20 protein-coding genes and 2 pseudogenes are annotated in these 23,699 nt (G+C 59.7%); 13 read left to right on the top strand and 9 right to left on the bottom strand.

What is annotated here, in order from left to right; all coding sequences use genetic code 11:
- Nucleotides 1-113: 113 nt before the first annotated feature.
- Nucleotides 114-1,703, top strand: coding sequence for an L-aspartate oxidase (nadB, locus tag AFE_RS06535; RefSeq protein ID WP_012536494.1), 1,590 nt, complete (start codon nucleotides 114-116; stop codon nucleotides 1,701-1,703).
- Here the strand turns inward: nadB and AFE_RS06530 are convergent.
- Nucleotides 1,648-2,178, bottom strand: a complete 531-nt coding sequence (locus tag AFE_RS06530) for a hypothetical protein (RefSeq protein ID WP_012607054.1) — start codon at nucleotides 2,176-2,178, stop codon at nucleotides 1,648-1,650. The two genes, nadB and AFE_RS06530, sit on opposite strands and share 56 nt — an antisense overlap.
- Here AFE_RS06530 and ygfZ point away from each other — a divergent pair.
- Both ygfZ and AFE_RS06520 read left to right on the top strand, forming a co-directional pair.
- A complete protein-coding gene (gene ygfZ, locus AFE_RS06525) occupies nucleotides 2,162-3,127 on the top strand; it encodes a CAF17-like 4Fe-4S cluster assembly/insertion protein YgfZ (RefSeq protein ID WP_012536492.1) in 966 nt (321 codons plus the stop codon). The two genes, AFE_RS06530 and ygfZ, sit on opposite strands and share 17 nt — an antisense overlap.
- Before the next feature lie 3 nt (nucleotides 3,128-3,130).
- Nucleotides 3,131-3,478 (top strand): hypothetical protein, encoded by a 348-nt coding sequence (locus AFE_RS06520; protein WP_009566341.1) that lies wholly within the window; start codon nucleotides 3,131-3,133, stop codon nucleotides 3,476-3,478.
- On the opposite strand, the gene cydC is transcribed toward AFE_RS06520, so the two are convergent.
- From cydC to AFE_RS16585, 4 genes are all read right to left on the bottom strand, one after another.
- The gene (cydC, locus tag AFE_RS06515) at nucleotides 3,475-5,232 is read right to left on the bottom strand and encodes a thiol reductant ABC exporter subunit CydC (protein WP_009566343.1); all 1,758 of its coding nucleotides are present in this window, start codon (nucleotides 5,230-5,232) and stop codon (nucleotides 3,475-3,477) included. The genes AFE_RS06520 and cydC overlap by 4 nt on opposite strands.
- A complete protein-coding gene (gene cydD, locus AFE_RS06510; RefSeq protein WP_012536491.1) occupies nucleotides 5,225-6,982 on the bottom strand; it encodes a thiol reductant ABC exporter subunit CydD in 1,758 nt (585 codons plus the stop codon). Before cydD ends, cydC begins: the two co-directional genes overlap by 8 nt.
- Nucleotides 6,983-7,060: 78 nt before the next feature.
- Entirely contained in the window at nucleotides 7,061-8,197 is a 1,137-nt protein-coding gene (locus AFE_RS06505; protein ID WP_012536490.1) for an FIST signal transduction protein, read from the bottom strand.
- A gap of 382 nt (nucleotides 8,198-8,579) precedes the next feature.
- Nucleotides 8,580-8,738 (bottom strand): GIY-YIG nuclease family protein, encoded by a 159-nt coding sequence (locus AFE_RS16585; RefSeq protein WP_201763907.1) that lies wholly within the window; start codon nucleotides 8,736-8,738, stop codon nucleotides 8,580-8,582.
- 64 nt (nucleotides 8,739-8,802) lie between these two features.
- Between AFE_RS16585 and AFE_RS16745 the strand changes: the two genes are divergently transcribed.
- The 7 genes and pseudogenes from AFE_RS16745 to istA form a co-directional block, all read left to right on the top strand.
- Nucleotides 8,803-8,952, top strand: a complete 150-nt coding sequence (locus AFE_RS16745; protein WP_236608982.1) for a type I restriction-modification system subunit M N-terminal domain-containing protein — start codon at nucleotides 8,803-8,805, stop codon at nucleotides 8,950-8,952.
- Nucleotides 8,953-9,089: 137 nt separating this feature from the next.
- Nucleotides 9,090-10,385, top strand: a complete 1,296-nt coding sequence (locus AFE_RS06500; RefSeq protein WP_236608981.1) for an SAM-dependent methyltransferase — start codon at nucleotides 9,090-9,092, stop codon at nucleotides 10,383-10,385.
- A 100-nt stretch (nucleotides 10,386-10,485) separates the two neighbouring features.
- Nucleotides 10,486-10,794, top strand: coding sequence for a type II toxin-antitoxin system RelE/ParE family toxin (locus AFE_RS06495; protein ID WP_049759499.1), 309 nt, complete (start codon nucleotides 10,486-10,488; stop codon nucleotides 10,792-10,794).
- Nucleotides 10,791-11,111 carry a helix-turn-helix domain-containing protein gene (locus tag AFE_RS06490; RefSeq protein WP_041645796.1) on the top strand — a complete coding sequence of 107 codons (321 nt, stop codon included), beginning with the start codon at nucleotides 10,791-10,793 and terminating at the stop codon, nucleotides 11,109-11,111. The genes AFE_RS06495 and AFE_RS06490 overlap by 4 nt, the downstream gene beginning before the upstream one ends.
- Nucleotides 11,108-11,323 (top strand): hypothetical protein, encoded by a 216-nt coding sequence (locus AFE_RS06485; protein ID WP_012607049.1) that lies wholly within the window; start codon nucleotides 11,108-11,110, stop codon nucleotides 11,321-11,323. The genes AFE_RS06490 and AFE_RS06485 overlap by 4 nt, the downstream gene beginning before the upstream one ends.
- A 296-nt stretch (nucleotides 11,324-11,619) precedes the next feature.
- Nucleotides 11,620-11,757, top strand: coding sequence for a hypothetical protein (locus AFE_RS16340; RefSeq protein WP_158303823.1), 138 nt, complete (start codon nucleotides 11,620-11,622; stop codon nucleotides 11,755-11,757).
- A gap of 230 nt (nucleotides 11,758-11,987) precedes the next feature.
- A pseudogene (gene istA / locus AFE_RS15610) lies at nucleotides 11,988-12,734 on the top strand (IS21 family transposase); the annotation flags it as partial.
- Nucleotides 12,735-12,743: 9 nt separating this feature from the next.
- Here the strand turns inward: istA and AFE_RS06470 are convergent.
- The 3 genes from AFE_RS06470 to AFE_RS06460 all read right to left on the bottom strand — a co-directional run bounded on the left by AFE_RS06470 (nucleotide 12,744) and on the right by AFE_RS06460 (nucleotide 15,973).
- On the bottom strand, nucleotides 12,744-14,828 hold the full coding sequence (locus AFE_RS06470; RefSeq protein WP_012607045.1) for a recombinase family protein: 2,085 nt from the start codon (nucleotides 14,826-14,828) through the stop codon (nucleotides 12,744-12,746).
- Between the two features lie 261 nt (nucleotides 14,829-15,089).
- Nucleotides 15,090-15,587, bottom strand: coding sequence for a helix-turn-helix domain containing protein (locus tag AFE_RS06465; RefSeq protein ID WP_201763906.1), 498 nt, complete (start codon nucleotides 15,585-15,587; stop codon nucleotides 15,090-15,092).
- A 131-nt stretch (nucleotides 15,588-15,718) separates the two neighbouring features.
- Nucleotides 15,719-15,973, bottom strand: a complete 255-nt coding sequence (locus tag AFE_RS06460; protein ID WP_162467497.1) for a DUF5372 family protein — start codon at nucleotides 15,971-15,973, stop codon at nucleotides 15,719-15,721.
- A 62-nt stretch (nucleotides 15,974-16,035) separates the two neighbouring features.
- Here AFE_RS06460 and AFE_RS06455 point away from each other — a divergent pair.
- The 3 genes and pseudogenes from AFE_RS06455 to AFE_RS06445 all read left to right on the top strand — a co-directional run.
- Nucleotides 16,036-16,812 (top strand): annotated as a pseudogene (locus AFE_RS06455) (Mu transposase domain-containing protein); the annotation flags it as partial.
- A gap of 17 nt (nucleotides 16,813-16,829) precedes the next feature.
- Nucleotides 16,830-17,588 carry an IS21-like element helper ATPase IstB gene (istB, locus tag AFE_RS06450; RefSeq protein ID WP_012607042.1) on the top strand — a complete coding sequence of 253 codons (759 nt, stop codon included), beginning with the start codon at nucleotides 16,830-16,832 and terminating at the stop codon, nucleotides 17,586-17,588.
- A 429-nt stretch (nucleotides 17,589-18,017) separates the two neighbouring features.
- Nucleotides 18,018-19,256, top strand: a complete 1,239-nt coding sequence (locus tag AFE_RS06445) for a Fic family protein (protein ID WP_041645788.1) — start codon at nucleotides 18,018-18,020, stop codon at nucleotides 19,254-19,256.
- Nucleotides 19,257-19,541: 285 nt separating this feature from the next.
- Here AFE_RS06445 and AFE_RS06440 read toward each other — a convergent pair whose 3' ends face one another.
- Nucleotides 19,542-23,687, bottom strand: a complete 4,146-nt coding sequence (locus tag AFE_RS06440) for a DEAD/DEAH box helicase (protein ID WP_012607040.1) — start codon at nucleotides 23,685-23,687, stop codon at nucleotides 19,542-19,544.
- Nucleotides 23,688-23,699 lie beyond the last annotated feature (12 nt).

Raw genomic sequence — 23,699 nt, 5'->3', positions numbered from 1 at the left:
GCCGTTTCCTTTCTTCTTGGGATGCCGTTATTCACCTTATTCGTTTACCATCGTATCATGACTTATTCCAATTCTCGCAACGCCCGCACCCGACACCCTTCTCAGGATCCTAAATGCCTTCTTTCGACTTTCTGATTATCGGCTCCGGCACCGCCGGGCTGAGCACGGCTCTGGGGCTCAGCCGACTCGGCCGTGTCGGCCTCGTAAGCAAAGGGCGGGCGGATGATTCCGCCAGTGACAGAGCGCAGGGCGGCATTGCAGCGGTCATGGATATGGATCACGACAGCATTGCCCTGCATATCGAAGACACCCTGGGAGCCGGAGCGGGACTTTGTCACCCGCAGGCAGTCCGGCAGATCATCGGCCGGGGCCCGGACGCCGTGCGCCAATTAATCGACTGGGGGGTACCCTTTGACCGCCAGCCGGATGGAAGCTGGCATCTCACCCGTGAAGGTGGACACCAGGCCCGTCGGGTACTGCACAGTGCCGATACCACGGGCCACGTCATCGAAAGCACCCTGCTGCGCCGGGTGCTGGCGGAACCCGCCATCCAGATGGCCGAAGGACACTATGCCAGTGATCTCTGGCTCACCGAGGACCGTTGCCAGGGCGCCTGGGTGCTTCCCCCAAAGGGCGATCATCCCGAGTTGTGGACGGCACGGGCAGTAGTGCTCGCCAGCGGCGGGGCGGGACAGTTGTATCTGCACACCAGCAATCCGCTGGTGGCCACCGGAGACGGCATCGCGCTGGCCTGGCGGGCGGGCGCGGAAATTGCCAATCTGGAATTTATCCAGTTTCATCCCACGACGCTTTACCAGCCGGGTAGCCAACCTTTCTTATTGTCTGAAGCCTTACGGGGCGAGGGTGCCATCCTGCGTCTACCGGATGGCAGCACTTTTCTGGAGCGTTACGACCCGCGTGCCGAGCTGGCGCCGCGGGATATCGTCGCGCGCGCCATCGATTTGGAGATGAAGCAACATCAACTCGACTATGTCACTCTGGATATCAGTGCACAGCCAGCCACCTTGGTGCGCCGGCATTTCCCCGCCATCTTTGCACACTGCCGCGCACAAGGCTATGATCTGACACGAGAATCCATTCCAGTGGTTCCCGCTGCCCATTACAGCTGTGGTGGCGTGGTCGTGGATGAGGCGGGGCGCAGTACCATTCCGGGCCTTTATGCGGCAGGCGAGGTCAGTTCTACCGGACTGCACGGCGCCAATCGTCTCGCCAGCAACTCACTGCTGGAATGTGTGGTGGGTGCGGCGGCCATTGTTGCGGACCTGGAAGGGCAAGCGCGCCTGCCCGACAGACCACGGCAAACGCCGGGGCGATCGCCGGGGCAACCAACCACTGCCGCACGCCGGACGGACATCAACGCCCTGCGGCAGAACCTGCAGGTAAATATGTGGCAGGCGGCGGGCATCGTCCGCAACGACGAGGGCTTGCGCGCCGCCTGCGCGTATTGGGATGAACGGGGTACGCACATCAGCGACAGCCTGTGTGGACCGCAGCCGTATCAGGAACTGCGCAACCTCTGCCAATGCGCGAAAATCCTCACCTGTGCCGCGCTGCTGCGAGAAGAATCCCGCGGCTGCCATTTCAACAGTGACCACCCGCAACGCCGTGCCGTCGCGGCGGACAGTATCAGCCAGCGGGATCAGCAGTCTCCGTTTTTGCGTCCCATTCCTGGCGCAGCCTGAGGCGCCAGCGGCGCCAGGGATCGTTCCCGGCGGCGAACAGACCAATCAGCACCGCGCGACGGCCATCGCCGCTCCGCAGGGGGATCATGCCGAGGCGCGGGTGCAGAAATGGCCGGGCGCGCAGATGAACGGGCAGCACGCTGCCGCTGTCCATCCGTACCTGCAGACCGCCGTCCCTGCCGGACAACAGGGCCTCCGGCATGTCCTGATTCGTGCGCAGACTCCAGGGGCAGCGCCAGACCACCCATGCCAGCAGCACGACGAGCAGCACCAGCCCCCAGCGCCAGTCATGCAGCATCGTAAAGCCCGCGCAAAGCAAAGCCAGGATGCAGGGAATACTTTGCAACCAGCGTTGTCGCCCGGCACTGCCGAAGCATAGATCTGGCAGGACTTTGTCGCCGTCGGCCATGGGGGTATGATCGGGGCCGTGCTGTTTCTGCAAACGGGAGTCGATCCGCATGTCTTCAGCCGTCATTACCTTTGTCCCCCTGCATACGGAACTGGGCCTGATTCACGCCAGTGGCGTGGATGCCGAAAAGTTTTTACAGGGGCAATTCTCCAACGATCTGCGTGCCCTGGCCAGTGGTCACGGACAATGGAGCAGCTACAGCACGGCCAAAGGACGCATGATCGCCAATTTTTACGTACAGCGCGATGGCAGCGACTTTTGGCTGAGTCTGGCCGACGATATGGCCGATACCGTCATCGAGCGTCTGCGCAAGTTCCGAATGATGGCCAAGCTGGAGATCAAACGGGGGGAACCGGAATTCACCTTGCTGGCCGTCCATGGCAACGGTGCGGGGGAACTACTCGGCCGCGCCCTCGGTATCGCGTTGGGGAAAAGCGGCAACAGCGGGGTGGTTCATGACGACGCCATCATTACCCGCCTGCCCTGGGCGGAAGCGGAGGCCTTCCTGATCATTCTGCCCGCATCCCGTGTGGAGGCCCTGAGCGCCAAGCTGGGGGCAGCGGGCGCGCGATCCGGCGCCGCGGAGGACTGGCGCCTGTGGGCCATACAGGCGGGTGTCGGTATGATCAGCCGCGCCACTACGGAAAAAATCATTCCCCAGGAACTGAATCTGGAGGTGCTGGGGGGCATCAATTTCAAGAAGGGCTGCTATCCTGGGCAGGAGATCGTCGCCCGCTCCCACTATCTCGGCAAGCTCAAGAACCAGACCTACCGGGTCGCGGCGTCGGCGCCACTGCAGGCGGGCGAAGAAATCTTTTGCACCAGCATGGGTGCACAGAGCATCGGCATCGTTATCAACGCCGCACAGGATCCCCTGGGCGGTTTTGCCGCCTTGGCCGTTTTACGTGCCGCCAACGCCGGGGAGTCGCTGATGGCCGGGGCGCCGGGCGGCACGCCTCTGAGTCTGGGGAAACTTCCCTACACCCTGCCTCTGGACATTGTCAGCGAGGAATAGCCTATGTGGGGATTGGTCGCGGGCACGGTCAGTTATCCGCTATTCGCTTGGTACAGCAGGCGCTACTTTGACGAGCAGGGACTAGAACACGGTTTTACCCGTATGATGCTGGTGTTCCTGGTGGCTACACTGCTCTCTTCGGCGCTCGGTTACGGGGTGTCGTGGGTAACCAGCACTCCCCGGAGCCGCAGCAGCCAGGCACAGTTGCAAAAAGCGGGCACGGCGGTGCTGGATGACGAGTTGAAGTGCGTGCGGAACCCCTCCGGCGCGGCCTGCCAGTCCAGCGTGCAGCAAGCTGAGGCCACGGAACGGAAACTGCTCTCCGGCTTCCGCGGCGGCCGCCAGAATTAGTGAATCTCCGGAATAGCCTGTCCGAACGTGGCGAAATGGCTGAGTTGTCCATCCCGCTGTAAAAGCTCCCCATAGGTCCCCGACTCCACGATCCGCCCCTCGTCGAGAATATGAACGCAGTCCATGTGCTCCAGGCCCACCAGACGATGGGTAATATAGAGCACGGTGCGGCCTTCCATGATCTGGCGCAGGTCTTTGAGGAACTCCATCTCGGTCACCGGATCGAGCCCTTCGGTCGGCTCATCCAGAATCAGCCACGGAGCGTCCTTGAGAATCGCCCGGGCAATGGCCACTCTCCGGCCTTGACCACCGGAGAGTTTCACCCCGCCTTCGCCGACAATGGTATCCAGGCCCTGGGGCTGACTGCGCACGAACTCCGCAAGCTGTGCCGTGGCCAGCGCCGCCCAGAGTTCATCCTCCTCCGCCTCGCCCTTGGCCACCAGCAGGTTGTCGCGGATCGTACTGTGAAAGAGATAAGAGCGCTGGGATACGACAGCGAAATATGCGCGCAGATTGTCTGCCGGGAAATCCCGCAACTCATGGCCACCCAGATACGCGTTGCCCGATTGATAGTCATAGAAACGCAGCAGCAGGTTGGCGAGGCTGCTCTTGCCAGCCCCGGTCGCCCCCAGGATCGCAACCCATGTGCCCGCCGGGATGCTGAGGTCCACGCCTGCCAGGGCGTCGCGTTGGGCGCCGGGATAGCGCAGGTGCAGATCCTTGAGCTCCAGATCCGGCCGGTCCACCCGCGGTGCGGGTCCCGATGCATCCGGAAACGGCAAGGGCGTATCCGCCACCTCAAAAATACGGCGCGCGGCCGCGCGGGTTTGCCCCAGAAACTGAAAGGCCAGCGGCAAGGCGGCGATGGCCTCGAAGGAACCCATCACGCCGAGGGCCAGGAGGGGCAGATCCGAATTGCCCAGAACCCTGCCATGGACCAGAGGAATAGCCAGCACCACGACAACCCAAATCGCCAGATTGCCCATGAATCCCATGCCGGCGTTGCCGAATCCGGCGATCTGCGCCATGTGGGCCTGCCGCCGGAGCAGCGCATCGTTGAGTGTGCCCGTGCGTCGCAGAATCTCCGGCCCGGCATTATAGGTCAACAGTTCAGCCATGCCCTGCATGCCGTCCACCACCTGTACCCGGTAATCCGACTGGATGCCGGTCATCTCGGCGCCACTGCGCGCACCCAGCCGCTCCGTGAGGAGCGGTAGAAGCAGGCCGGTAACCGCGAGGAAAAGAAAGAGTGCAATGGCCAACCGCCAGGAGAAAAAAGCGAAGACGCCCGCCATCGTGAGCGTCGCCACCCCGGCCACCAGAAACGGCGTAAACACCCGCAGGTAAAAATTATTCAGAATATCGATATCGGCGACGAGGCGCGAAAGAATATCGCCGGAACGATAACCTTGCAGCCCGGCGGGCGCGAGCGGCTCGAGGCGGGTGTAGAACCAGGTGCGCAACTGGGCCAGCAGACGGAACGTCGCCTCATGGGTGACAATGCGCTCCAGCCAGCGCGAGATGACCCGGGTCGTCGCAAAAGCGCGCACCCCGGCAGCCGGCAGGAAGAAGTTATATAAATTCATGGTGGCGTAACCACCCAGTCCGGCCAGCGCCGCACTCGCCAGAAACCAGCCGGAAAGGGCCAGCAGACCGAAATTGGAAAGAATGGTCAGCAGGGCCAGAAAGGCGCCTCCCAGCATCCAGAACTTAAAGGGCCCAAACAGTTTCAGCAGCCGGTAAAGATCACGCATGGTCCCCCCGATAGGCTGCCGCCAGCCTTGCGTAGACACCGCCAGCCGCCAAAAGTGCATTATGGGTACCGGCTTCGACCACTTTCCCGGCGTCCATGACCAGGATCTGATCAGCGCGTTCTGCCATCGCCAGGCGGTGCGCAATGACGATCGCCGTTCGTCCCTGGATCAGCCGCTGCATGGCGTCCAGGACTAGCGATTCATTCTCCATGTCCAGACTCGCCGTAGCCTCATCCAGAATGAAGATCGGTGGGTTTTTGACAAAGGCGCGGGCCAAGGCGACGCGCTGAATCTGGCCGCCGGAAAGGCCCTGCCCCAGATCCCCCACCGGGGTATCGAAGCCCTGGGGCAAAGCCTCGATGAATTCCAGCGCGTGAGCGTTTTTCGCGGCCTCCCGCAGGGCGGCCATATCCGCATCAGGGCGCCCGATGCGGATATTTTCGGCGATGGTACCGTGAAACAGGCGGGGATTCTGCGGCACCCAGGCCAGTTGCCGCCACCAGCTTTCCCGGTCCAGGACGGCCAAAGGGATCCGGCCATTGATCAGGATTTCTCCCGAATCCGGTTGCACAAAGCCGAGCAACGCATTGGCGAGGGTACTCTTGCCCGCTCCGCTGGCGCCCACCAGCGCAGTGACCTTGCCCGCCGGGAACTCGGCATTGACACCCGCCAGCGCCACCCGGCCCTCCTCATAGGAGAAATGCAGGTCGTGCACCGAGAGACTGACGGATTGGGTGTCGGGGTACGCCATCGTCTGCGTACCCTGTGCCGGCAGCGGCGTGTCGAGGATATCGAAGATGCGTCTGGCGGCGGCAATGGCGCTCATCCGCGCATGATAATGGATGGCGAGGCCACGCAGCGGGTTGAAATACTCCGGTGCCAGTAAAAGAACGAAGAAGGCGGTATAAAAGGTGACCGGGGGAGGGATCTCCAGCAGACGCGCACCCAACGATACGGCCACCAGAGCGATGGACACGCTCGCAAAAAATTCCAGCACCGCCGACGTCAGGAAGGCCACCCGCAACCCGGCCATGGTGGTGCGCCGGTAGTCATCCGAAATACGTGCGACGATCTCGATCTCGTCCTTGGCGCGGCCGAAGATTTTCAGCGTGGTCAAGCCCTGCACCATATCCAGAAAATGGGCACTCATCAACAGCATCTTGCGCCACTGACGCTGGTTGATGGCCTCCGCCTTGTAGCCCACCAGCACCATGAAGAAGGGCACGAGCGGCCCGGCGATGAGGAGAATCAGGCCGCTGATCCAGTCTGCGGGGAAAACGAACACGAGGATGGCCAGCGGTATGAGGCTGACCAAGGCCATTTGCGGCAGGTAACGCGAAAAGTAAGGCTCCAGCGCCTCGACACCTTCAATCATGGTGCTGGCGATGTCGGCGCTGCGCTCACCCGCCACGGCCACCGGCCCCAGGTTCAGAAGGTGGGAAAGCAGGCGCTCGCGCAGGTAGGTCTTGATACGCGCGCTGGCGTGAAAGGCGACCAGTTCGCTCGCCCAGGAAAACCCCGCACGCACGACGAAAAGAGCGAGCATGATCCAGAGCAGCGGCATCACCGCCGCGAGATTCCAGCCATGAAAAGAGACATCGTCGACGATGTGCGCCAACAGAAAGGCCTGGAGAATGATCAGCAGGCCAGCCGCCAGGCCCAGTCCGATGCCGAAATAGAGCGTACCCCGGGTGCGCCGCCCTTCCCGCATCAACCGCTGATCCATCCGCTGCGCCGGTATCTGTGCCATTATCAACCTCTAATATAAGCGGTGTACTCTAGCACAGAGCGGGTGCCTGATCACCATGGCTGAAAGTCAACTGACGGTTCAGGAAGTGGGTGCATCCAGAAACAGGGTAAGCACCCCTGTATAACCGTATATTTTATCATGAGAAATCTCGGCATTGGCAAAAAAACCCACCAACGGGAAGTCACCCAGACCGTCCCGGATCATCCGCAATTCCGCAGAATCGGGGCCAAACAGATTCTGGCCGCGCCAAACACAAGTGAAATAAAGACCCCCACGGATCTTTCTTCCATCCGCCAGGCGGCTGATGTCCGAGAGCATACGTTCGAGATCCTCGCCCGCCGTACCGCTATCCCGCTTGCAGAACATCAGGGACTGACCGGCCTCTGCATATTCGCCGATCGCCAGCAGCTTGCGCTCGATGTCGATGCCCACCAGGGTACGCACCATGTAGTCGCCACGGTCATCATTCTTCACCGGCATCGCAACAAAAATGAAGCCCGCCGCCCGCTGCAAATCCCGGGAGAGGATGTCGCAGGTCTCGTCATTAAACACATCCAGCGCCGGACGGTCATCCAGACGGGAAATTACATTGTTGTGGGCTTCGTTGATGTGATGGATCGGCCCGATGGGACTGCAGCCCTGGGTCAGACGGGTAGCGACGGCGATATTTTCGCTGAACGTCACCCCGCTCAATCCGCCATGCACGACTTCATCCACCAGTTGCGCGCCGTCGGTGCGACTGCTGCATATTCCCCCGGTAATGAAACCGCTGCCCATCTGCCCGGCAAAATCACGGACCAGATCAGGCAGATCCGGCGTCTGGGAGTCACCATGAACAATAGCAAAGTAGGGTGGACGACCCGGTCCGGTCGGCCAACTCTTGCCGGTCCGGTAAGGGCCCATACCGGCAAAGAGGCGAAATTCCGTTTCGGGAAAATCCGTCACCATAAAAGCCAGTGCCGGTTCGTCCAGGTATTCCTGCGCGGTCGCGCAGATGCCGGCCCCCACGCATCCCGTCCAGTGGGGTACCCCGGTCTGTTCCCGCACAGCGCTCAGGATATCCGGCAAATCGGACTCAAAGCTGTCGGTGACGTAGAGAAAGCCCAGCGTACCACCACGCACCCGCGGTCCCGCCATCTCCAGAGCGCTGGACAATGCTTCGCGCCAACCCGCCCCGCGGGCATGACCATAGGGAAAAAGCCGATCATCCTGCAAGGGAAAACCTCGTCAGCAAAGGAATCAGCCACCATATCGCCATCAGTTTAACCTGTAAGAATTGCGCCCTGTCAGGAACAGGCGAGATGCATGCTTTGCGTTTCGGGGAGGAAAAAAGGCTGATCAGCCTTTTGATTTGGTGGAGCCAGGCGGGATCGAACCGCCGACCTCTTGAATGCCATTCAGTAACTCTCATCTTAGCCCTTTATTTATCAATAAGTTGCGCCGCTTGCCAAAGCCATAATCTACGTCAATCAATGTCACACACCAGGAACTTAGGTTACATCGTGACACAAATTTGTCACACCCTCGCAGGGTGCGAAACAGCAACCGTAGCGCACTGACGCCGATTTATTGCGGTCAAGTATGAGGCCGGCGCAGTTCAATCTTGTTCGCTTGTCTGCAACACGGTCCATTTATGCCGACCCTCAGCAAACAGAATTCGATTTAAGCCCAAGAGGGTGTCCGCATTTTCGGTTTTTCCAATCTTGACCATCCCCGGCATGGCGATGTTGGTCATCAGATAAATCACACCCGCCATCCCAGCCCCCCTCTTACCACCCCGCCATTCCATGCTATAACACCACAAAAGCAAAGGGGACACCATGCCGCGCGAACCAGCCAAGAAGAAAACCGAAGACACCACCAGCCAGAGCCTCGAATCCAAACTCTGGGCCACCGCCGACAAACTGCGCGGCCATCTGGACGCCGCCGACTACAAGCATGTGGTGCTGGGCTGGGCCTCATTTTCCTGAAGTACATCCCGGATCGCTTCGCCCAAAGGCATGCGGAAATCATTCGGGAAGAGGCCGGAACTTACGCAGCAGAAGACCGCGACGAATACACGGCGGAAGGCGTGTTCTGGGTGCCCTTATCGGGCCGCTAGGACAGGGTGCAGGCCGCCGACAAACAGCCGGACATCGGCAAGCGCATCGACGATGCCATGACCGAGATCGAGCGGGAAAACCCCCACCTGAAAAACATCCTGCCCAAGGGCTATGCCCGTCCCACGCTGGATCAGCGCCGCCTGGGTGAACTGGTGGACCTCATCGGTACCATTGGCCTCGGCACGGCGGAACATCAGGCCCGCGACACCCTGGGCCGTGTCTACGAGTATTTTCTGGGCAGGTTCGCCAGCGCGGAAGGCAAGCGCGGTGGTGAGTTCTACACCCCGGCATCGGTGGTCAGAACCTTGGTCACCATGCTGGCCCCCTACAAGGGACGCATCTATGACCCCTGTTGTGGGTCCGGCGGCATGTTCGTACAAAGCGAAAAGTTCATCGAAGCCCACGGCGGCAAGGTGGGCGACATCAGCGTCTACGGGGAAGAATCCAATCCCAACACCTGGAAGCTGGCCCTCATGAATTTGGCCATTCGCGGCATCGAGGCCGATCTGGGACCGGAAGCGGCGGATAGCTTTCACAAAGACCTGCATCCCGACCTGCGTGCCGATTACATCCTTGCCAACCCGCCCTTCAATATTTCCGATTGGGGTGGCGATCTGCTGCGGGATGACAAACGCTGGCAGTACGGCATACCACCCACCGGCAACGCCAACTTCGCCTGGGTGCAGCACATGGTCCATCATCTGGCCCCCTATGGCATCGCGGGCCTCGTGCTGGCGAACGGGTCCATGTCCTCCAACACCAGCGGCGAGGGCGAGATCCGCAAGAACCTCATCGAAGCGGATATGGTGGACTGTATGATGGCCTTACCCGGCCAGCTTTTCTACAGCACCCAGATCCCCGTCTGCCTGTGGTTTCTGGCGAAGAACCGGGATGACGGACGCGGCATGGCTGGCAAGGAACTCTTTGAGCGGTCAGGCGAAGTGCTGTTCATCGATGCCCGCAACATGGGTTTCATGGCCGACCGCACCCATCGGGAACTGACCGACGAGGACATCCAGAAGATCGCCGACACCTACCATAACTGGCGGGGTGATGGTGACGGGGAATATGCGGATGTGCCCGGCTTCTGCAAAGCGGCCAGCCTCGACGAGATCCACAAGAACGGTCACGTTCTGACGCCGGGCCGCTATGTGGGTGCGGCGGCCAAGGATGAGGACGATGAGCCTTTCGAAGAAAAGATGGCGAGGTTGACCAAGGAACTCTCGGAACAATTCGCAGAAGGACGGCGGCTGGAAGATGAGATTCGGAAGAATCTGGGGATGCTGGGGTATGAACTGTGAGCGGCCCCTGTTTGCGCTTTATACCCAATTAGATATAATTTGATCCATAGTTTCATCGCAACGCCATTTGCTCTGGGTGGCCTCTGCCAAAAAGGACCTCATGGACATGCCTGGGGACGTGCGGGATACCTTTGGGTATGCGCTGCATCTGGCGCAAATTGGCGGCAAGCATGTGCAGGCCAAGCCGATGAAGGGCTTTGGCTCGGCGGATGTGGTTGAGATTGTCGAGGATTCCAAAGGGGATACATTTCGGGCGGTGTACACGGTGCGATTTCAAGAGAGGATCTACGTCCTTCACTGCTTTCAGAAGAAATCTACGCAGGGCATCCGTACACCCAAACCGGACATGGACAAGATACACGAGCGGTTGAAATGGGCGGAACGACACGCCAAGGGGATGACTGAATGAACATCGAGATGAGCGGTGGCAATGTCTATGCGGACATCGGTGTGCCCGATGCGGAAGAGATGCTGTTGAAGGCACAACTGGCATCCCGGATTGCCGACATGATTCAGGGCAAAGGGCTGACACAATCCCAGGCTGCGGAATTGCTGGGTATCCCGCAGCCCAAGCTGTCCCTGATGCTACGCGGGCAGTTCCGGGGGATCAGCGAGGCCAAAATGCTGGAATGTCTGGCGCGGCTAGGGCGAGATGTCCAGATCGTCATTGGTCCGGAACACGCGGGGACCGGAAATATCATGGTGGTACAAGGCGGTGCGCTATGAGTGTTGATCGGGAACGTGGGGTAGCCATCGTCAATGAAGCCTTGGGTCCCCTGGAAGGGGATACGGTGTTCGGCCAGCGTTGGGGCAACGGGGACCTCATCAGGATCACAACGAAGGAATTAAGCGCCCTGCATGAGGGTAAAATGCTGGCCGTTGATGTCGAGGGTGAGTTTGTGGTGTATCTTCAACTGGATGAAGAATCCGAGGATTGAGCCATGCTACAGACTATTGAGGTAGAGATCGATGCACAGGGACAGGTGCATCCGGTAGGGCTCAACAAGCCGTTGCCGCCAGGGCGCGCCTTGCTGACGTCGCCTGCCAAAAAAGCAGCCTTGCTTTCGGAATCCGCGCTGGCTGAAGACTGGCTGAAACCGGAAGAGGATAAGGCATCCCTAATTCCGCGATGGAGTAAGGGAAAAATAGCGTGGAGGACCCAATCTGTAAGGGTTTCCGGTATAATGGCTTTGCACAAGCTGATCACCAACCGGGAGACTTGCAGGAGGGTCCGATGAAGAAAATGGCACGAACCGTGCTTCCTTTCAAGCTGGCAGCAACGGAAGAACCCATGACCGCACAATCGGGGTTGGTGCTCCATGGAGAATTTATCTGCGTATTCCGGGGCATCGTGGGCACCCATTCCGTTTGATCGTGGACAGTGATTCCGATTGATCGTGGGCAGCCATTACGATTGATCGTGGGCACTTTTGTGGGTTTTCCGGAATCGGTGCCCACGATGCCGGAATCACTGCCCACGATGCCGGAACGGTGTCCCGGTTTCCCCTTGGCGAAAAGAAAACATTTTGGTCATTCATTGGCTTAAACGGCATCCTTGGCTCTTTTTACAGGAGATCAGGGATGCCCACACCGAGGATGACCATGAGAGCAATTCAAGAAGTAATCCGTTTACATGCCGCAGGCTTCAGCCAGCGGCAAATTGCGCAGGCCTGCCAGCTTTCTAAGGGAGCGGTTGGCAAATATTTGCAGAAGGCCGAACAGGCCAGTGTCTCATGGCCTTTGCCCCCCGAAATGGACCCGGCAAAACTGGAAGCGCTGCTTTTCCCCGGCCATCGATCCGCCACTGTGACGGCGCCGGTGATGCCTGATTTTGCGGCTATCCACACGGAGATGCGGCGCAAGGGGATGACCCTACAGCTGCTGTGGGAGGAGTATGTAGCAGCGCATGACGAGCAACGTGTTTATCAGTATTCCCAGTTCTGCACCCACTATCGGGCGTGGAAAGGCCGTCTCAAGCGCAGCATGCGCCAGAACCATTTGGCTGGTGACAAGCTCTTTATCGATTATGCCGGCCCCACGGTGCCAGTCATTGACCCCGGCACCGGCGAGATTCGCCAGGCCCAGATCTTTGTAGCGGTGCTGGGGGCTTCCAGCTATACCTATTGCGAAGCCACCTGGAGCCAGAGCCTCAGCGACTTTCTGGGCTCCCATGTGCGTGCCCTGCGGTACTTTGGCGGAGCCCCCGTACTGCTGGTCCCCGACAACCTCAAAGCCGCCGTTACGAAGGCGTCTCGCTATGAGCCGCAGATCAATCGCAGCTATCAGGATCTGGCCACCCATTACGGGGCCGTAGTGCTTCCGACACGCCCCTATAAACCCAAAGACAAGGAGTCTGCATCAGATTGCACCTTGTTCAGTAGATTGCACAGGAATAAGCCTCGGCGGCACAGCACAGTATCGTCCGCCTTGTCCTTTTACTACAACAACGTCGCCTGGGGGCGCATATAAGCAACGCCGGTCATTACCGTACCGATGCACCTGCAGTACGCCCACACGGCCCCAATCATGTACTGTCGTCGCGCACACGTTCAGTTGGGCCGCCACCTCATGAGCTGTCAGCATACCTCGGGCGCGCAGCCGATCATGGCGGCTGACGAGGTGGTAAGCATTGCGCAAGCTGGTCACCTTCTTGGCGGTGAAAGTGTCGCCACGCCAGTTCATATAGCCTAACGCATTGAGTTCTGCGGCAACTTCCCGGTCGCTACAAGTTTCCAGCAGAGCATCTATTTTGGCAACGACTTCAGGAAGCGTCTTGCGGATCTGCGCGATGGGTTTGGGTTTGTCGACTTCCAGAGTGGCGGTTTGGCCACCGCGAAAACGCACTTGGAGGGTCACGCGTTCGGCCTTAATCAAGGTGACATCATCGATCAGTAAAGCCACCATGCGCTTGCGGTCCAACGGCGCCACTCGGTTATCGTTCCATATTCGCGGGAAATCTTCTGCCAATTGGCGAATTTGTGCGCACTCCTGTGTACTGAGCAATTTCTGGTCTGCCTGCTGTCGACGATCTTGTTCCTGTTGCAGCAGATCCAGGTGGCGCAGGCGTTCATTCCAGTCCGCCTCCAAGGTATCCGCAACAAGACGGTTGCTGGGATCAACAAGCAGATAGCGACGCCTCGCAAGCTCGGCATCGTAACGCGCACGTTCCATTTGGAGTGTCCGCTGGGCCTGCGCTTGTGCAATACGACCGGCGATTTCTTCCTCGACGGCCAGTGTCACCTCGATGGCAGTTGGTGCTACGCGATCCAATAACAGGGTGCTGATCACGTCATCGACCGCGCGGCCACGAATGGACTGACAGGGTTTGCCGGCACGCCGCACCGCGTTCTCGGTGCAGATATAGTAAGGCTCCAACCTCCCCGCCACCTCTTGGTACCGTACCCGCATGCGAGCCCCGCAAATACCGCATACGACCCGACCTTGCAGAAGGCCAACCCCTTCCCGTGGGACACTGCCTCTTTGGGATTGACCAAACCCTGCGGCATTCTGCTTCAAGATCATCTGATTGCGCTCGAAGTCCTCCCAATCGATATAACCGGCATGGGCATCGCGGATCAGGACTTGCCAGTCCTCCCGCGGAACGGTGACGGCCGTATGCCTGCTCCCTGGACGATAGGCCCCTCGTGTGCGTCCATAGACAAAGGCACCGGCATAGCGGGGATTGTGTAGCACCTGGATAACGCGACAGTGTTCCATCGCGCCCCACATCACCTCTCCTTTGCCGATACCGCGTCGGATTCGACGTGGGAATAACCAGCCCTCGCGACGAAAGCGTTTTACCGTCGCAGTCGCTGAGTGGGTGTGCCGAAAAGTATCGAAAACCAGTTGAATGGCTGCACGAATGGCGGCATCTGGATCCAACACGACCGAGCCGCCAGGGTGATAGGTCAGGCCGATAGGTAAGGGAATTTCGAGTTCGCCGCGGCGGGCCTTATTGCGAATGCCACCCTGCAGGCGGGCTTTGAGCACGTGCAATTCGGCCTCACTCATCGCGCCCTTCAGGCCCAGTAACAAGCGATCATTAAAATGGGCGGGATCGTAGATCCCGTCTTCATCAAGGATCAGGGTTTGGCTCAGCGCGGAAAGTTCGATCAGACGGTGCCAATCGGCATTGTTGCGGGCAAGACGGGACACCTCCAGACCGATGACGATACCGGCATGCCCATTCGCTACTTCAGAGACCAGATGCTGGAAGCCATCGCGATCCTGTGCATGAGCACCGGACAAACCCAGATCACTATCAATGACGTGGACACGCTCAATCGGCCAGCCCAGAGCAATGGCGCGATCACGTAGCGCATACTGACGCTTGGTGCTCTCGGTGTTTTCCATGACCTGACGCAAGGAAGACTGTCGGACGTACAGAAAGGCGTCGCGCCGGAGATGGTCGGTGGTGATTTTCTGAAGCCGGTCAGTAGACATGGGTAGCCTCCGAGTAGGTTTGTAAAACGAGATTGGCGAGCAGGCGGACCAGTTCTGGGTCGCTTACTGGGCGAGGGGATGTCTGCCGTGTCGTTGGCATTGGCGCAGTGGCTTGCAGCAAGATTTGTAGACCTGGCAGCATCCCATGGTAGCGTAAGGCCGCACGGCCTTCATGACACGGAGATCCCTGCAGGACATCCTGGCGTAGCGCCTCGTAAGTGGCCGTAGCAGAGGATGGCAGTGGCCGTGGCGCGCTGGCTGTTACCGTTTTTTTTTGCGCGCCACAGCGCGTTCGATGCTGCGGGGGTGTACGGTAAGCCCTAAAGCCGTGGTAATTTCTTGTGCCAAGGTGCGGGCATGAATCCCACCGTCGGCGTTTAGCCGCGCCTCGATAAAGGCCATCACCTCGGCCGTGAGCTTGTGAGCGCCTTTGGGACCGCGCTGTTTGGGGAGCAAGCCAGAGAGGCCATCGCGCCTGAAATCGGACTCTGCCTGATAGAACGCGGGACGCGACAGACCAAACAGGGTGGCGGCTACGGACTTGGAAGCGGCACCATTTTGCGCGTGGCGCAGCATTTCGTATTTGACCTGGACCATGTCCTGGGGATCGAAGAAATCGCCAGACTGGAATAAAGGCGCTCGCACGCGTTGCGCATCGGGGTTGAGAACGCCCAAGCGTCGCAAACGTTCGCACTTTGGATCGGGCTGAGGCATATCGGTAATCTCCGCAGCATACGTGTAATATAAAATATGCCGCATGATAATTCATGTCAAGCCCAATAAATCCACAGAACTTCGTGTTTAATGTCATATAGTAGCGGTTAACACTTTGCCAGGCTGGGTATAGGAGTGCACCTGCGGCATAATTATGCTGACATGTGCGGCATAATTTACTTGTCACCATGAGCCTCCCGTAAACTGCGAATCAGCGCAGACAGTTGCAGCAGGTCATCGGTTCTGAACCATGACCGACCTGCCGATGCCTGAGCAAAGAAATCCATTTCCGGAACGTTGGTCCACGACGCCAGAATCGAGCAAAGACGGCCCTGGGCGTTGTAATACATGACTCTGTCCTCACCCCAGTTCTGCCGCCGCGTGGTCAAAACAAATCGCTGTCCCCGCTGCGGGTGGAAGGGATGAGTGATCTCAAAGGTGACGTCTATGGGCGAATGCCTGTCGGAATGACAGGCAGTTGATGACTTACAAGAAGGCGAAGGTCGAGGTCGGCGTGCAGGTGGTGGAGCGCTGGATTCTGGCGCGTCTACGCCACTTCCAGTTCTTCTCGCTGATGGATCTCAACATGGAGATCCGCCGCCTGTTGGAGGATCTGAATCAGCGTCCGTTCAAACGGCTGCCAGGCAGCCGTAAAAGCACCTTCGAGGCTTTGGATAGACCCGCCCTAAAACCCCTGCCGGCGCAGGATTATGCCTTTGCCGTCTGGAAAACCGCCAAGGTCAGCATCGACTACCACGTGGAGTATAACAGGCATCGTTACTCGGTCCCTTACCGTCTGGCCCATGAGCGGGTCGATCTGCTGGTCAGTGCCCGAACCGTAGAAATATTCCATCAGCAGCAACGGGTGGCCAGCCACCTGCGCGAGGACAGTCAGGGCCGCTGCAGCACGCTCACGGAGCACATGCCCAAGGCCCATCAGCGGCACAGCGAATGGACCCCTGGACGGCTACTGAACTGGGCGCTCTCCATCGGCCCCGCGACCCGGGATGTGGTGCGCTGGCAGCTGGAGAGCAAACCCCATCCCGAGCAAGGATATCGTTCCTGCCTGGGCTTGCTCAGTCTTTCCCGCAGCTATGACAAAACCCGCCTGAATGCGGCTTGTCTCCGGGCGATGAAGGTGGGATCCCCGACCACCAACAGCGTCAAATCCATCCTGCAACAGGGACTGGACCAGAGACCGGAGACATCTCAAAAGGCGGCTCCACTGCCCGCTCACGACAACATCCGCGGACCCCGCTACTACCATTGAACAGGAAGGAAAATCGCATGTTACAACAACCCACTCTGAACGCGCTGCGTCAGCTCAATCTCTACGCCATGGCTGAGGCTCTGGACGAACAATCTCGTCTCCCCCAGATCCAGGATCTCTCCTTCGAGGAGCGTCTGGGTCTGCTCCTGGACCGAGAACTCTGTGCCCGGGACCAACGCCGTCTGACGCGCCTGCTGAAGCTCGCCCATCTCAAGCAGAATGCCTGTGTGGAGGATATCGACTATCGCGGCTCCCGTGGACTGGACCGATCCAAGGTGATGGCACTGATCCAGAACACCTGGATTCGGCAAGGCCATAATCTGCTGATTACTGGCGCCACCGGCACCGGCAAAACCTGGCTGGGCTGTGCCCTGGGCCACCAGGCCTGCCGTCAGGGATTAAGCGTTCGTTATTTGCGCTTACCGCGCCTATTTGAGGAGCTCCGGATTCGTCACGGTGACGGCAGCTTCGGTCGCTATCTGAATACGCTCGCCAAGGTGGATTTGATTATCTTAGACGACTGGGGGCTTGCCCCCATGAACGGGGAAGACGTGCGAGATTTGTTGGAGATCATTGAGGATCGGGTGAACCAACGAGCCACGCTAATTACTAGCCAACTCCCTGTGGACCATTGGCACGAATACTTGGGTGAACCGACCGTGGCCGATGCGGTGCTGGACCGGTTGCTGCAAAGTGCCCACCGACTCGATTTGAAAGGGGACTCCCTGCGCCGTCATCGTGATGCTCACGAAACACCAAAACTTGACCCATCGTGACCACCTGAGCATAAAATGACGGTGACCAGAATGTACGCTTTTCGCGGGTGCCCACGATCAGCGGAATCACTGCCCACGATCGCCGGAATGCGCATTTATCCAAGGGCTGGGCTTTCATCGCTGGTTGGAACAGGAAATGCCCAAGCCGGGCAGCAAACTTTCTATGGGCGCGTTGCCGCAGATCCAAAGGACAAGGAGTCAGCGGACCAGGAATCGTCGTACGTTGCCGCTGGTCCCGCCGAACCCCTTGCAACTTTGAGATCGCATCAGGCGCTCTACAGTACAATGGGCCACCTGCAAGACTCTGCAGACGGGCTCGCCCCCTTGAACCAACCTTCCAAAGGTCCATCTAACCGGACACAGAACCGGACTTTAAAGCGGCCTGACAAGTAGGTTTCTCAGAACCAATACATTGTTATATAATGAGATATGACCAACAAGAAACCGGACATAGAAGCGGACACAAAAGCGGCCAAGGACCGGGGCGAGCTGATCTCGACCATGGAGCCGCTGCTGATCGGCGCCGACTCCAAGCACCGGGCGGCACTGACCGATTTGGCGGTCGAACTGGCCGCCAGGAGTGCTGGCTTTCGCCGCTCCCTGCCCGACAGCTTGTTCGGCTCGCTTGCCACCCTCGTGCGGGCGATGAACTGCTACTACAGCAACCTGATCGAGGGCCACGACACGCACCCGATCGACATCGAGCGCGCGCTCAAGGACGATTACAGTCAGGACGCCAAGAAGCGCGACCTGCAGCTTGAGGCCAAGGCTCATATCGCCGTTCAGCACTGGATCGACACCGGCGGGCTCAAGGCTCCAGCCACGACAACCGACGCGATCCTCGAAATCCACCGGCGCTTTTGCGAATTGCTGCCCGAAGAACTGCTGTGGATCGAAGACCCACAAACCAAAGAGAAGATCAGGGTCATCCCCGGTGAACTGCGCCAGCGCAACGTGCAGGTCGGCCGGCATATCCCGGTCAGCGCACCGGCCGTGCCACACTTCCTCAAGCGCTACGAGGAGGTCTATGCGAAGCTCGGCAAGACGGAGACCATTATCGCAACGGCAGCGGCGCACCATCGCCTGGCATGGATTCACCCGTTCTTGGACGGCAACGGCCGCGTCGCGCGCCTCGTCTCGCATGCCACGCTGCTGGACGCGCTCGATACCGGCGCGGTCTGGTCGATTGCGCGCGGGCTCGCGCGCAACGTCCACGAATACAAAAGCCACCTCGCCGCCTGCGACGAGACGCGCCGCAACGATCTCGATGGGCGGGGGAACCTCAGCGAAGAAAACCTCGCAGCTTTCACGGAATTCTTCCTGACCACCTGCCTCGATCAGGTGAAATTCATGGAAGGGCTGATGCAGCCCGACCAGCTTCGTACGCGCATCCTCACATGGGCCGAGGAGGAAATGCGCCTGAACAAGCTGCCGCCCAAGGCCAACAACATCCTCGAAGCGCTGCTCTATCGCGGCGATCTGCCGCGCGGCGATACTGCCACCATCGTCGGGACCGGCGAGCGTCAGGCCCGCCGCGTCGTTTCCGCCCTTATCGACTATGGCGTGGTCACCTCCGAGAGCACGCGCGCACCGCTGCACCTCACCTTCCCCGCAACGCTCGCTTCACGCTGGATGCCCGGACTGTTTCCAGAGAAGACAGATCGATAGGCTTGGACATTCAGCGGGTGATTGCGTTGCCGCATGGCGGCCTGCACAAGTGGGTTTCCCGCTACCGGGGTCTTCCGTGCGGCGAACGTCGCCAACCCCTCCATAAATCATTCACACAAGCGCTCATGCGTATGGTGGCTTGAGGGTCGGCGCTCACGGAAATATGAAATTCGGTGAAACTTCAGAATGAACGACCGCTTCCCGTCTTGGACCACCCCAAAGACCGATCCTGACCACCCCCCCCCAGTGGACTGGCCTGGTATTCGGAGATGGTGCCATCGCTCGTTATCTGGCCTCATCTGCTGTCCCCCGCATCAGGGACAGCAGATCATCCTGGGAAGGCAAACTCATGGCTTCACCGCTATCGGCCAGCACGCCATCGGCCAGCGCCCGTTTGTCATGATGCAGCGCAATGATCTGCTCCTCCAGTGTTCCCTGTGCGACCAGCCGGTAGACCGTCACCGGTCGCAATTGACCTATCCTATGCGCACGGCCCATGGCTTGATCTTCCGCGGCGGGGTTCCACCAGGGGTCAGTAATGATGACATAGTCCGCGGCGGTCAGGTTCAACCCAAATCCTCCAGCTTTCAGGCTGATCAGAAACAGGTTCCCTTTTTCCGCCTGAAAGTCCCGGATGCGCCGTTCGCGGTCGGCAACCGGTGTGGACCCGTCCAGATACTGGTAGGGAATTCCCGCCGCGTCCAGTGGTTCACGCAGCAGGGTCAGAAAATCCACAAATTGGCTGAACACTAGCGCCTTGTGTCCATTGGCCGAGAGATCACCAGCGAGATCCGCGAAAGTACGCACCTTGGCGCCGACGATGTCCAGATTGGGGCTCACCAACCGTGGATCACAGGCGGCCCGGCGCAGTTTGGTAAGTTGCGCGAGAATATGAAAATGGGCCTGCGATCCGGATTGCGCGATGGCCGCTTCGGCTTCGACAATGGCCTGCCGTCGCAATGCCTCATAGTGCGCCGATTCCGCCCCCTCCAGCGCCAGGGACAACACCAGTTCCGTGCGCGGTGGCAGGTCATCCAGCACCTGGGATTTCGTGCGCCGCAGTACAAATGGGGCAATCAGACGGCGCAGCAGTCGTTGCGCATCCCGATCGCGGTTACGCTCGATGGGGCCTGCAAAGCGCTCATTGAAGCGCGACAATGGCCCCAGCAGCCCTGGATTGCAGAAACGCATGATGGACCACAATTCGGCCAGGCGGTTTTCCACGGGAGTGCCGGAAAGCGCCATCCGGAAGTCCGCCGGTATCTGAAAAATGGCTTGGGACCGCTTGGCTACGGCATTCTTGATGACCTGCGCCTCATCGACGATCAGCGTATGCCAGTCGCGTGCGGCAAAGGCTTCCTGGGCTTGCTGAACCATGGTGTAGGACACGATCACCACATCCATGGGACCTGCTTTTTTGAGCAGGTCGTCGCGATCACTTTCCCCGTAAAGGAAAGGCTGCAGGGTGGGTGCGAAACGCCGCGTTTCCGCCAGCCAGTTGCCGCACACCGAGGTGGGCGCTATCACCAGTGCAGGTCCGTCATCCGCGCGGGCCAACATCACGGCGATGGCCTGCAGGGTCTTGCCCAATCCCATGTCATCGGCCAGGCAGGCCCCAAAGCCCGCTTCCGCCAGACGCATGGCCCAGACATAGCCCTCCTCCTGATAGGGCCGCAGGTCGGCCTGTAGGCTGGTCGGCAATGCTGGCAACCGATCCTGGGCGGCGCGCAAGCGTTCGACTTTCTCCAGAAAACCCTTATCCGCTTTGGTGGCCGCGCCTTCCAGCGTTTCCTTGAGCCAGGAAGCGGCGAGGGTCGGCACCCGCAAACCGTCGGCGCGATGCTCGGCAATGGCGGACAAATCCCTTAAACGCTCCCGCAAATCCCGGGTCAGCGCGACATAAAGCCCCTGACCCATCGGCACGAACCGACTGTTTCCGGCAGCGGCGGCAAGTAGAGCTTCCAGTTCCAGTACCCGGTCCTCTTCCACCTGCGCGCGCCCTTTGAGGGCAAACCAGTCGCGACCGCTGCTGATCTGTACGCTGAGTTGTCGAGCGTTCACCGTCAGTACCCGAAACGCCTTGCCGCGCGGCCAATCCACGGCTGCCACTGCGGACAAGGTCGGCAGGACTTCCACCAGGGACAAAGCCGATTCCGGGTCATCCACGACCCATTCGCACACAACATCCCCTTGGCCCGGGGCGGACAGGAAGGGCAGAGCATCCAGCACGGCGTTCAAATGCTGGCGTTCGGCATCCAGATCGCGGTTCGCTCCGAAGGTCTCCCCTTTCACTGCAGCCATCACCCGCGCATGTCCACTGCCGGGCATCAGCCGGGGACCATCCAGTCCCAGCGGAGCCACCACCAGACGCAGCATGAGGCCATCGCCCGCCGGTGAAAGCTCGGCGCGCAAATGCGGGTCCGCGTCCATTTCGTGGGTTGCCGTCGCATGGTCGGACTGTATCTGAAAATGACCGGCCAATGATTCCAGCGTTTGCTGTAGTTCCGGCTGTGCTTCATCCGGTATGCTGAGACGACCGGACATGAGCTGGACGGCATGGCGCTGGGCCGGGGTAAACTGGACCACACGGATCCGTTGCGGGGAGTCGCGTACGACCGTGATGGCGCGCAAGGCTTCCTGCTCCCGTTTTTCAAGACTGCCATCGGCAAAGTATCCGTTGCGGGTATCCGGGGCCGCACGCAGATTGGGGCGCACTTCCAGAATGTATCGTTTCCCATCGTGGGTGACCTCAATGTCGGGGGTACCCGCCACTACATCTACGGGAATATCCATCGCATCAGACATCACCACGGAAGGGTGTCCTACGAGAGCCAGGATGGCAGCGGCCCGATCCATGAAGTAGTCACGCGAACGACCCTGTCGCGCATGAATGGCCAGGACCACCTGTGCATCCCAGGGTTCCAGCCGCTGGCTGTTGGCGAGTTTGGCCAATGTGATGGGTTTGGGTGTACCCCAGCCACGCGCGCCCTGTTTCTGTTCCAGGGGTTGAATGTCCTGAATCGCACCGTCGTCATTCAAGGTCACCGCCCACACCAGACGGGTGGCCTTGTCCGGGGCGTTCGGTGCCACCGCTGGCGCACCCAATGCCCTCAGGGAGGCGAGAACGGTTTGCCAGCTTTGCGCTCCACCGCCGATAAAGCAGTTTTCCGGTGCTTCACCCCCGGCATAGACCTCGTCGGCTGCCGTCAATTGGGTGTCCAGCCAGGTGAAACCGCAGGCCCGTAATTGTTCGTGCGCTGTGGCGATAGCCTTCTGACGAAGGTCCTTTTGTCGCTTGTCCGTTACGGCGGGCACGACTTTAGGGCCCAACCAGGCGCGCAACAGGGCGAACCATAACAAAGCCAGTGGCGAATACCCGGTGTGAAATAGGGCATGGCTGTTCAGCGCCGCGTCCCCAAGGCGCACATCGATGCCATGCACCCACGCACCCCAGGGATCCAATGTGCTGGGATTGCGCGAGCCGGATTCCGTAATGCAAAATTTTCGGGCCAATAGCAGATGATTTGGGGTTTGCTGGGCCAGCAGGCACAACGGATACATCCAGAGGATGGTTTCTGGCAGCAGCTGCTTTCTCGCCCCCGTTTCCTGCCGCAAGGCTTTCAGCGCGGGTTCAAACATCTTCTGCGCCGCCGCCCACTGGCCTTCCTGGACCAGTGCACAAGCACGCAAGGCTTCGGCCTCAGGATTTTCATCGTCTCTGAGCACGTCCCGCAAGTGCCCCAGTTCCCCACGATGCAGCAGGGCTTCCGCCAGTGGATAGCGCAACGCCGGGGACATTTGGGATTCCCTGGGTTGCGTCATCAGCCATTGAAACGCGGGCAGCGCACTGGCGTCCCATTGGTGGGAAAACGCATTGAACGCCTGGTGCAGGATGATTTCGCGAAACCGTGCATCCACCCCGGACATCCGGTCCGGATCAAAACCATCAACGCAGGCCGGGGCAATCAGTTCCTTCCATGCGTAAATGACCCGCAGTTGCCGCCACAGCGTTTCCATCTCTTGCGGGGTGCTGCCTGTATATACGCCCAGGCGCAACAGGGCAATGCCGGTTTCCCGCGCCAGGCGGGGCCAGCCATGGGATCTTTTGGTGTCCAGTTCCACCACCCGGATCAGGGCCTGACGCAAAACTTCGGGGGTAAACCGATTCAGCAGTTCGCGGTATTGTTTCAGCCGGACGGAGTCTGCCAACCGGGCGTAAGCCGGGCGAACCACCTGATCCACCAGCAGACCGGCAGCAAAGAGTTCCGCTCGCGCATCAACGACCGCCGCATGGGTGAACGCCTTGCCATGGGCTTGCTTCATAATCAGCGCACCCAGCGCGTCGAGTGTCAGATTGGCGGGATGCCAGGTCCAGATGAGGGCCGACGCCTGCATCACCTTTTGTGCATCCTGAGAGAGCGTTATCGCCATTGCGCTTCCTTC

The sequence above is a fragment of the Acidithiobacillus ferrooxidans ATCC 23270 genome, assembly GCF_000021485.1.
GTDB lineage: Bacteria > Pseudomonadota > Gammaproteobacteria > Acidithiobacillales > Acidithiobacillaceae > Acidithiobacillus > Acidithiobacillus ferrooxidans.
The sequence above is the reverse complement of the archived record's forward strand: the minus strand, read 5'-3'. Positions and strand labels throughout refer to the sequence as shown.

Coding starts and splice junctions, on each gene's coding strand:
- AFE_RS06465 (WP_201763906.1), bottom strand. CDS start 15,587: ATGCGGCATATTTTATATTACACGTATGCTGCGGAGATTACCGATATG.
- ygfZ (WP_012536492.1), top strand. CDS start 2,162: ATGTCTTCAGCCGTCATTACCTTTGTCCCCCTGCATACGGAACTGGGC.
- AFE_RS06445 (WP_041645788.1), top strand. CDS start 18,018: ATGACCAACAAGAAACCGGACATAGAAGCGGACACAAAAGCGGCCAAG.
- AFE_RS06495 (WP_049759499.1), top strand. CDS start 10,486: ATGGACATGCCTGGGGACGTGCGGGATACCTTTGGGTATGCGCTGCAT.
- istB (WP_012607042.1), top strand. CDS start 16,830: ATGTTACAACAACCCACTCTGAACGCGCTGCGTCAGCTCAATCTCTAC.
- AFE_RS06485 (WP_012607049.1), top strand. CDS start 11,108: ATGAGTGTTGATCGGGAACGTGGGGTAGCCATCGTCAATGAAGCCTTG.
- AFE_RS06490 (WP_041645796.1), top strand. CDS start 10,791: ATGAACATCGAGATGAGCGGTGGCAATGTCTATGCGGACATCGGTGTG.
- AFE_RS16585 (WP_201763907.1), bottom strand. CDS start 8,738: ATGGCGGGTGTGATTTATCTGATGACCAACATCGCCATGCCGGGGATG.
- AFE_RS06530 (WP_012607054.1), bottom strand. CDS start 2,178: ATGACGGCTGAAGACATGCGGATCGACTCCCGTTTGCAGAAACAGCAC.
- nadB (WP_012536494.1), top strand. CDS start 114: ATGCCTTCTTTCGACTTTCTGATTATCGGCTCCGGCACCGCCGGGCTG.
- AFE_RS06440 (WP_012607040.1), bottom strand. CDS start 23,687: ATGGCGATAACGCTCTCTCAGGATGCACAAAAGGTGATGCAGGCGTCG.
- AFE_RS16340 (WP_158303823.1), top strand. CDS start 11,620: ATGAAGAAAATGGCACGAACCGTGCTTCCTTTCAAGCTGGCAGCAACG.
- cydD (WP_012536491.1), bottom strand. CDS start 6,982: ATGGCACAGATACCGGCGCAGCGGATGGATCAGCGGTTGATGCGGGAA.
- AFE_RS16745 (WP_236608982.1), top strand. CDS start 8,803: ATGCCGCGCGAACCAGCCAAGAAGAAAACCGAAGACACCACCAGCCAG.
- cydC (WP_009566343.1), bottom strand. CDS start 5,232: ATGCGTGATCTTTACCGGCTGCTGAAACTGTTTGGGCCCTTTAAGTTC.
- AFE_RS06470 (WP_012607045.1), bottom strand. CDS start 14,828: ATGTCTACTGACCGGCTTCAGAAAATCACCACCGACCATCTCCGGCGC.
- AFE_RS06520 (WP_009566341.1), top strand. CDS start 3,131: ATGTGGGGATTGGTCGCGGGCACGGTCAGTTATCCGCTATTCGCTTGG.